General features: G+C 75.4%; 8 protein-coding genes. 1 reads left to right on the forward strand and 7 read right to left on the reverse strand.

Annotation, left to right across the window (positions count from 1 at the left end; all coding sequences use genetic code 11):
• Positions 1–87 precede the first annotated feature (87 nt).
• Positions 88–765 (forward strand): GntR family transcriptional regulator, encoded by a 678-nt coding sequence (locus KVS67_RS10920; RefSeq protein WP_063189876.1) that lies wholly within the window; start codon positions 88–90, stop codon positions 763–765.
• Positions 766–805: 40 nt separating this feature from the next.
• Here the strand turns inward: KVS67_RS10920 and hutG are convergent, their stop codons facing one another.
• The 7 genes from hutG to KVS67_RS10955 all read right to left on the reverse strand — a co-directional run bounded on the left by hutG (position 806) and on the right by KVS67_RS10955 (position 7,426).
• Entirely contained in the window at positions 806–1,852 is a 1,047-nt protein-coding gene (gene hutG / locus KVS67_RS10925) for a formimidoylglutamase (RefSeq protein ID WP_063189882.1), read from the reverse strand.
• Positions 1,853–1,926: 74 nt separating this feature from the next.
• A complete protein-coding gene (locus KVS67_RS10930) occupies positions 1,927–2,442 on the reverse strand; it encodes a CoA-binding protein (protein WP_063189884.1) in 516 nt (171 codons plus the stop codon).
• A 3-nt stretch (positions 2,443–2,445) separates the two neighbouring features.
• On the reverse strand, positions 2,446–3,816 hold the full coding sequence (locus tag KVS67_RS10935) for an O-acetylhomoserine aminocarboxypropyltransferase/cysteine synthase family protein (protein ID WP_063189886.1): 1,371 nt from the start codon (positions 3,814–3,816) through the stop codon (positions 2,446–2,448).
• Positions 3,817–4,038: 222 nt separating this feature from the next.
• The gene (locus KVS67_RS10940) at positions 4,039–4,971 is read right to left on the reverse strand and encodes a hypothetical protein (protein WP_020624950.1); all 933 of its coding nucleotides are present in this window, start codon (positions 4,969–4,971) and stop codon (positions 4,039–4,041) included.
• Between the two features lie 209 nt (positions 4,972–5,180).
• Entirely contained in the window at positions 5,181–5,717 is a 537-nt protein-coding gene (locus tag KVS67_RS10945) for a metallophosphoesterase (RefSeq protein ID WP_063189892.1), read from the reverse strand.
• Between the two features lie 8 nt (positions 5,718–5,725).
• Complete coding sequence (locus KVS67_RS10950) at positions 5,726–6,532, reverse strand: DUF1648 domain-containing protein (RefSeq protein WP_063189893.1); 807 nt, start codon at positions 6,530–6,532, stop codon at positions 5,726–5,728.
• Between the two features lie 9 nt (positions 6,533–6,541).
• A complete protein-coding gene (locus KVS67_RS10955; protein WP_063189894.1) occupies positions 6,542–7,426 on the reverse strand; it encodes a DMT family transporter in 885 nt (294 codons plus the stop codon).
• Positions 7,427–7,782: the final 356 nt, after the last annotated feature.

Genomic DNA, 7,782 nt, shown 5'->3' on the forward strand with positions numbered 1-7,782 from the left:
ATACCTCCTGCGGAGATGCTCCACCGGCCTCGTTGGCCCCGGCCCGAGTCAACAACGTCATGACCTCTTACACCTAGGCTGGGCCCCATGAACAAGTCGGAGGAGGCCTACGCCCGCCTGACGCAGAAGATCGAGACCGGGGAGCTGCCACCGGGCGCCATCCTCAGCGAGGCGGACCTCATCGCCGCCGCCGAGACGGGGCGCACGCCCCTGCGCGAGGCCGTGCAGCGCCTCATCCGAGACCACTGGCTCCTGGCCGGTGGGGGACGTGGCCTGCAGGTGCCCCCGATCTCCGTGGACGACCAGCTGGAGAGGCTGGAGGTGCGGCGGTCGCTCGAGGCGCTGGCCGTGGGACTGGCCTGCGCGCGGGCGGACGAGGAGCAGCTGGCCGCCGTCGCGGCCCACGTGCGGCACCTGCGCACGGTGGAGGACCTGGCGGCGTACGTCGCTGCCGTCGGGCGCTCGCACGAACTCCTGCGCACGATCGCGAACAACCGCTATCTCGCCGATTCCCTGGTCCCGCTCCAGGGGTTGTGCCGCCGGTTCTGGCTCGCCACCACGAAGGGCCTGCCCGACGAGGTCGAACGCGGCCGGGCGTTCTACGTCCCGGCGCTGGAGGCGGTGACCCGGAGGGACTCCGCAGGAGCCCGGGCCGGGGTGCTGGCCCTGCACGACTTCCTGGCACGCTCGGCGCTGGACTACGCCGCCCGACGCGCGGCCCACGGCAGCGCCGAGCCCCCGGCCCCGTGGGCGGAGGGACGCTGACGCCCGCGGCCCCCCGCGCCTGAAGGGACCCCCGGCCCGCTCAGGCCAGCAGCGACGCGTCCGTCCGGTGACGGCTGACGACCGTGTGGATCAGCCGGGCCGCGGCCTTCGCCGTGCGGCCGTCCACGTCCAGGGCGGGGTTGAGCTCCACGACGTCGGCCAGGGCCAGCTTCCCGGACTGGGTGGCCTCCAGTGCGCACGCGTGGATCACCTCGTACGGCACGCCGAAGCCGGCCGGTGCGCTCACCCCCGGGGCGACGGCGGCCGGCAGCACATCCAGGTCGATCGTTAGGTAGAGCACGTCCACGGCGTTGATGAACGAGCGCACCCAGCGGCGCACGCCGGTGACGTCGGCGGTCTGGGCCTGCTCGTCGGTCACCCACGTGACCCCGCGTTCGCGCGCGGTGTCGAACAGGGCCCGGGTGTTGTTGGCCTCGCTGATGCCCACCACCGCGTAGGAGAGCTGATGCTCCGCCCCCTCGGCGTCCCGCAGCGCCTGCAGGAACGGGGTGCCGGAGCTGGGCCGCGGCGCCTCGCGCAGGTCGAAGTGCGCGTCCAGGTTGAGGATGCCCACGCGGGTGCCAGCACCCACGCGCGTGGAGCCGGTCAGGCCCGTGATCGATGCGTAGGCGGTCTCGTGTCCGCCGCCGAGCACCACGGCCAGGTCGTGGGCGTTCAGCAGCCCGCTGACCACTGTGCCCAGCTCGGCCTGGCCCGCCTCGAGTTCGCCCGGGGCGTCGTCGTCGCCGCGGTCCACGGACACGTCGCCCGCGTCCACGAGCGCGCCCGTGCCCTCGAGGTACGCGAGCGAGGCGAGCGCACCGCGCAGCGCCTCCGGGCCGTCCTCGGCGCCCACGCGGCCGTGGTTCCGGCGCACGCCCTCGTCCGAGGCGAAGCCGATGAGCGCCGTGGACCGCGCGCCCGACGTCGGAGCGCCGGCGCCGGGGTCGCGCTGCGGCGTCGTGGGCTCGCCGCGGCCGTCGGCGGGGCGGACGACCTGGTGCCAGCGCAGGTGCTCGGGGGTGTCACCGTCGGTGCGGCCGGTCCAGGCGGGGGAGAGGGACGAGGAGGGGAGCTCGGAGGTCATGGGACCATCCCACGCCATCGACGGGCGGGTGCGCAACGAGGGCCGGACGACGCCCGACACGGGGCGTCGTCCGCCTAGCGGTCCAGTTCCTGGCGCCGCGAGCTGATCACGCCGGTGACGAAGCCGGCGAGGTTGAGCCCGCCGTGGAAGCGGGCGTGCTCGATCTTCACACAGCGGTCCATCACGACCTCCAGGCCCGCGGCCTCGGCCTGACGCGCGGCGTCCTCGTTCCAGATGCCCAGCTGCAGCCACACGGTCCGGGCGCCCACGCGGGCGGCGTCCGCCACCACCTCGGGGGCGTCGGAGGACTTGCGGAACACCTCCACGAGGTCCGGGGTGACGGGCAGGTCGTCGAGCGAGGCGTACACGCGGTGGCCGAGGATCTCCTTGCCGGCCGCGGCGAGCACGGGATTCACGAAGTAGACGTCGTACGTGGTCGAGCTCAGCAGGTACGTGGCCACGAAGTACGACGCACGGGCCGGCTTGTCCGAGGCGCCGACGATCGCGATCGACCGGGTGCGCCGCAGGATCGCCAGGCGCTCGGGGGCGCCGGGGCCGGTCCAGGTGCGCTCGGGGTGGGTGGTGCCCATGGCTCAGGCCTCCTGCTCTGCGGGGACGACGGCGCCGTCGCGGGCGCGGCCGGTGGCCTCGGTCAGGGCCTGGTCCAGGTCCCAGAGGATGTCCTCGAGGTCCTCGATGCCCACCGAGATGCGGATGAGGTCCGCCGGGATGCCCGCGGCCACGAGCTGCTCGGCGGTGAGCTGCTGATGGGTCGTCGTGGCGGGGTGCAGCACCAGCGTCTTCGCGTCGCCGATGTTGGCCAGGTGGGAGGCCAGCTGCAGCGCGGAGATGAAGCGCGACGCCGTCGCGCGCCCGGCCTCCGGGCCGGAGGCGCCGTCGTCGGTGTCCGTGGCTGCCGGGGCCACGCCGAAGCTGAACACCGAGCCGACGCCCCGGGGCAGCAGCTGCTGCGCGCGGGCGTGGTGCGGGTGGTCGGGCAGGCCGGCGTAGCGGACCCAGGAGACGCGCGGGTCCTCGTCCAGCCACTGCGCCACGGCCTGCGCATTCGCCAGGTGGGCGTCCATGCGCGGGGCCAGCGTCTCGACGCCGAGCAGCAGCTGGAACGCCGACTGGGGGGCCAGCGACGGGCCGAAGTCGCGCAGCTGCTCCGAGCGGAGCTTGGTGAGGAAACCGTATTCGCCGAAGTTGCCCCACCAGGAGACGCCGCCGTACGACGGCACGGGCTCGGTCATCGACGGGAACTTGCCGTTGTCCCACGGGAAGCGGCCGGACTCCACCACGACGCCGCCGAGCGTGGTGCCCTGCCCGCCGAGGAACTTCGTGGCCGAATGGATGACGATGTCCGCCCCGTGCTCGATCGGCCGGATCAGGTAGGGCGGGGTGAGGGTCGCGTCCACGACGAGCGGCACGCCGTGCCGGTGGGCGACGTCGGCCAGGCCGGGCAGGTCCACGACGTCACCGGAGGGGTTGGCGACGATCTCCGTGTAGACGGTCTTGGTGTTGGGCTGGAGGGCGGCCTCGAAGTCCGCGGCCTCGGCGGAGTCCACGAACGTGGTCTCGACGCCGAACCGGCGCAGGGAGACGTCCAGCTGGGTGATCGTGCCGCCGTACAGCTTGGAGGACGCCACGATGTGGTCGCCGGCCGCGGCGAGGGCCGCGAAGGTGACGAACTCGGCGGCCATGCCGGACGCCGTCGCGACGGCCCCGATCCCGCCCTCGAGCGTGGCGACCCGCTCCTCGAACGCGGCGACCGTGGGGTTGCCGATCCGCGAGTAGATGTTGCCGTACTTCTGCAGCGCGAAGAGGTTGGCGGCGTCTTCGGCGGACTCGAACACGAAGGAGCTGGTCTGGTGGATCGGCACCGCGCGGGAGCCGTGGACGGCGTCCGGGACGGCGCCCGCGTGCAGCGCCTGGGTGCGGAAGCCGAACTCGTGGTCAGCCACGGGGGTCCTTTCGATGGAGGCTTCGGGACAGTCCCTCCCATTGTCCCGGGCGAGGTGCGCCGGGGGCAGGGTGGGCACGTCGCAGAGCGTCACGCGGCGCAGGCCGGTGCCGTGCAACGCGGGTTGAGTTATCACCGGTTACGCGGGCCTGGACCCGTGACAACTCAACCCGCGTTGGACGGGACCCGTGACAACTCAACCCGTGTTGGCCGCGGGGGCGGATCAGCGCGTGCGGGCGAGCCGACGCCGGACCAGCCCCACGATCCGCCCGAACCCAGCGCGCTGGTCCTCCCAGGTGCAGCGCAGGGTCGTCCATTCCCGCTCGAGGCAGTACGCGTCCCGACGGGCGTCCCTCGCCTGCTGCTGAGCCGTGCGGTGGCCGGCGCCGTCGTACTGGAGGGCCAGGCGCGCCCCCCGGTACCCGAGGTCCACGACGGGCGAGGCCGGGTCGGCCGGGTCGACGGCGACCTGCAGCTCCGGCTCCGGCAGCCCGGCCCGGATCAGCGCGAGCCGGAGGAAGGTCTCGGGCGGGGAGTCGGCCCCGACGCGCACCTCGGCCAGCGCGGCACGTGCGAGACGGACACCCGGCCGGCCACGGCAGCGGGCGAGCACCTCCGACAGCCCGGGCACGGTGGCCACGGGGTGCGCCCGGCCCGTCGGCGTCCACGGCGGACACACCAGGTGGTCGCCGGCCGCGATGAGCCAGTCCACCTCGTGGGGGCGGAGCATCCCGGCGAGGTCGAACCAGGTGCGCGCCGCCGTCGTGACGCGCTGGCCGTCGGGAAGCTCGAGCACGTGGTCGGAGGGCAGTCGCACCCGGTGGCTGACGACGCCGCCCAGGTCGGTCCGGTGCGTGCGCGCGGACCGGTCGAAGGTCAGGTGCAGTCCGGCTGGCCGCGTGAGGCGGGGCGGCAGCGGCAGTCCGTGCCAGAGGGCGGCAGAGACGTGGGAGACCACCCCGCCCGTGAGGCGGACCAGCGCGGCCGCGCCGTCCGGGGCGCACGGGTCGGGGATGCCCGCGGTGTGCACGCCGCGGCAGATCCGGGCGAGGTCTGCCGCGAGGGTGCGGCGCCACGGCAGGCCGGCGGCGTGCAGCTCGGCCGTCGTGAAGGCGCCCGCGGCGAGGGTGGACGGCAGGGGCGTGCGCGCGGTCATGGGGTGAGCCTGCCGCCCCCGGGCCCTGCGACGGACCGGACCGACGCGCCCTGGGGAGGGCCGCCGTCGTCGTGGTGGCTGTGCAGGAGCGGCCGACCCGCCGGTCATGGTGGCACCGGCGCGACGCGGGTTGAGTTATCACGGGTGCAAGCCGCCTGGACCCGTGATAACTCAACCAGCGTTGCAGGGGGGAGCGGCCGGCCCGTCGGTCACGGCGTGCGGTCGACCGGCACCAGCTCCACGTCCTCGAGCCGTCCGTCCCGCGCCACCGCGCGTATCAGCGTGCACACCGGCTGCCGCCGCCGGTCCGTGCAGGAGCCGGGGTTGAGCAGCCGCAGGCCCGGGTTCGCGGTCTCCGGCCCGGCCACGGTGTCCCACGGGATGTGGCTGTGCCCGAAGACCAGCACGTCCGCGTCCGGGAACGCCGCGGCCATGCGGCGCTCGCGGCCGGCCGCCGGGCCCGTCTCGTGGACCATCGCGATCCGCACCCCGCCGAGCTCCACGCGCGCCACCTCGGGCAGCCGCGCCCGCGGCCCCGGCCCGTCGTTGTTGCCCCACACGCCCACCAGCCGGGCGGCCCGCGCGTCGAGGTCGTCGAGCACGTCCTCGGCCACCCAGTCGCCGGCGTGGAGCACGACGTCGGCCCGCGCCACCTCGGCCCGCACCTGCGCAGGCAGGGCGCGGGCGCGCCGCGGGATGTGGGTGTCGGCGATCAGGAGCAGGCGGACGGCGACGTCGTCGGGCACGGTCCGCCTCACCGCGCCGCGAACGCGCCGAGCCAGAGCGCCAGCGGCAGGCCGACGATGAACACCGCCACGAATCCGCGCACCAGCCACCGGCCCGCCGGGGTGGCGAGGTTGACCGTCACACCCACGCCGTAGCCGGGGCGTTTGGCGGGGAAGACGGCCGGGTCCTCGGGGTCGCGCTTGAGCCCCAGGGGCGTCCACACCTCGTCCTCGGCGAGCTCCGCGGCCGTGGGCCGGTGCCCGAGGTCCGCGGCGACGCGGTCCGCCCAGCGCGTCCACCGCCGGGTGCCGGCCCGCATCGCCGGGAAGATGCCCACCATGAGCACGGTCAGCGTGAGGGGCAGGAGCCACCAGGCCATCGTCCACGCCCCGGCGGCGAGCACCTCGGCCGTCGTCGGGGCCAGCACCAGCACGATGAGCACGCACGACCACCCGAGGCACGCCTGGACCCCGCGGTGCACCCCCGGCTGGCGCACGCGCCGCCACGGGGACAGCCCCGGATCCATGGGAACCAGGGCAGTGACCATCGCGGAGACCAGGGCCAGGAACCCCGTCATGCCGAGGCCGATCAGCGGCCCCGTCGCCACCGTGCCGAACGAGGCGTCCTCCCACGCATCCGGTCGCCCGTCGACGCCCCAGTGCGTGGGCACGCGCTCCGGCAGGCCCGGCAGGGCGACGAGGGCCCACCCCAGCAGCGCCAGGCACAGCGCGGCCGCGAGCAGGAACGGCAGCCACGGACGCAGCCGGCCACGGCGCAGGGCGGCGCGCTCGGCGGCGGGGACGTCGGCGGGGACGGGATGGGGCGGGTGGGTCATCGACCCAGGCTAACTTCGGCCCCCGCCCGCCACACCGGGTGACCGGCCCGTCCAGACGGCGGCCGCGCACGCCGCGATCACCAGCAGCATCCCCGCCAGGTCCAGCGGGGTGAGCTCCTGCCCGCGCACGGCCCACGCGGTCAGCGCCGCCGCGATCGGCGAGAGGCACGTCAGCAGGGAGAACAGTGCGGTCGGCATGTGGCGCAGCACCTGCAGGTCGATCCCGTACGGCACCGCCGTGGACAGCAGCGCCACGGCCAGTCCCACGCCCAGCACCACGGGAGAGAGCAGGGCCGTACCCGCCGTCGCGACGCCGACCGGCAGCGCCACGAGGGACCCGGCCGCCGTCGCCAGGGCCAGCCCCTGCACCCCCGGCAGATGGGTCCCCGCACGCCGGGAGAGCAGGATGTACGCCGCCCAGCACGCCGCCGCGGCCAGCGCGAGCGCCACCCCCACCGGGTCCAGCCCCGCGCCGCCGATCCCGCCGTCCGCGCTGAACCCCTCCCGGCCGAGCACCCCGATCCCGACGAGCGCGAGGGCCGCCCACGCCGCCGACCGCCATGACGGCCGCGCCGCCACGGACAGCGCCAGCGGCCCGAGCACCTCGAACGTCACGGCCACGCCCTGCGGGATCCGCGCGAACGCCTCGTAGATGGCCAGGTTCATGCCGGTCATGGCCGCACCCAGCCCGACGACGGCGGCCCACCCCCGGGGACCCAGGCCGGCGAGGGCGGCGCGGCTCGGCCGGGTGACGAGCAGCAGCACGGCCGCGGAGAACACCACGCGCAGGGCGACCATGGCGGACGCGCCGACGTCGTCGAACAGCAGGCCCGCCACGGACGCGCCGAGCTGCTGACTCAGCAGCGAGAGCAGGACGAGCAGGACGAGACGCACGGGCTCAGCCTAGGGCCGCGCCGCGTCACCCCGGCCCCGGCCGGAGCCCTCCCCGCGACCGGCCCGCCGAATGTGACGGCCGCCGGCACACCGCCCCGGAACCGTTCCTAGCGTGGGCCTCCATACGACCCAGCGACCCCCACGACCCGCGGCACCGCGCCCGGCGGGCCGCCCGCCTCCGGACCGAGGAGATCGACATGCCGCTCACCGACCCGACGGACGCGTCCGCGCCGCCCGCCGCCACGCCCGTCCCGCTCGGCGCCGTCCCGCCGCTCGAGCGCCCCGCAGACCTGCCCCGCGACCTGGCCGGCCTGCGCCGCCACTTCGCCCCGGTGTTCGCGCGGATCGCCGAAGGC

The organism is Micrococcus sp. GbtcB5 (assembly GCF_019091605.1).
Lineage (GTDB): Bacteria > Actinomycetota > Actinomycetes > Actinomycetales > Micrococcaceae > Micrococcus > Micrococcus luteus.

Coding starts and splice junctions, on each gene's coding strand:
- KVS67_RS10920 (WP_063189876.1), top strand. CDS start 88: ATGAACAAGTCGGAGGAGGCCTACGCCCGCCTGACGCAGAAGATCGAG.
- KVS67_RS10930 (WP_063189884.1), bottom strand. CDS start 2,442: ATGGGCACCACCCACCCCGAGCGCACCTGGACCGGCCCCGGCGCCCCC.
- KVS67_RS10940 (WP_020624950.1), bottom strand. CDS start 4,971: ATGACCGCGCGCACGCCCCTGCCGTCCACCCTCGCCGCGGGCGCCTTC.
- hutG (WP_063189882.1), bottom strand. CDS start 1,852: ATGACCTCCGAGCTCCCCTCCTCGTCCCTCTCCCCCGCCTGGACCGGC.
- KVS67_RS10950 (WP_063189893.1), bottom strand. CDS start 6,532: ATGACCCACCCGCCCCATCCCGTCCCCGCCGACGTCCCCGCCGCCGAG.